We start from the raw sequence: 663 nt of genomic DNA, 5'->3' as shown, positions 1-663 counted from the left end.
TCTCACACGGTCGCTTGATCGTGGGTGTCGGCGCTGGCTACGTCGAAGCCGAGTTCGCAGCGATGGGTGTCGAGCTGGCCGAGCGTGGCGTGCGCATGGATGACCACATCGACGCGATGCGAGCGCTGTGGACGATGGACCACCCGCACTACTCCGGTCAGGTCGTCCAGATCGACGGGGTGAACGCGTACCCGCGACCGGTTCGTCGCGGCGGACCACCGATCGTCGCCGGAGGTGTGAGTGCACCAGCTCGTCGTCGTGCGATCGCCAAGGCCAACGGCTGGTACTGCTTCCAGACGACACCCGAGTGGGCACACGAGGCGACGCAGGTGATCAACTCCGAGATCAACCAGTTCGACCGGCCAAGCGAGCTTGGTCCGCTTGAGATCACGATGACACCCGTCGGTCCATTCGACACCAGAGTTCGGGAGCAGTACGAAGCCCTCGGCGTTAGTCGTCTCGTCTTCCTTCCCGGGCTCGACGCCCCGTCAGGTCGTCGCCACGACCCAGTCCCGGTCGACGACATCCTCCGCACGATCGACCAGCTCGCCTCCACGATGCCCTAGCGAGAGCGCGTCGCTCCCGCGCGCACACGATCAGAGTAGACGTAGCCACGCATATCGCTCACGCCGCCAGGAGCACCGACCCGTCCGGGTACGGCAC

The 663-nt window shown here is 65.6% G+C and carries 1 protein-coding gene; it reads left to right on the top strand.

The window, feature by feature from the left end:
* Positions 1 to 566 (top strand): LLM class flavin-dependent oxidoreductase (locus tag ON45_RS20640; RefSeq protein ID WP_148288813.1); only part of this gene is annotated, 566 nt, incomplete at its 5' end.
* Between the last annotated feature and the right edge of the window lie 97 nt (positions 567 to 663).

Source organism: Ilumatobacter nonamiensis YM16-303, assembly GCF_000350145.1.
Lineage (GTDB): Bacteria > Actinomycetota > Acidimicrobiia > Acidimicrobiales > Ilumatobacteraceae > Ilumatobacter_A > Ilumatobacter_A nonamiensis.
The sequence above is the reverse complement of the archived record's forward strand: the minus strand, read 5'-3'. Positions and strand labels throughout refer to the sequence as shown.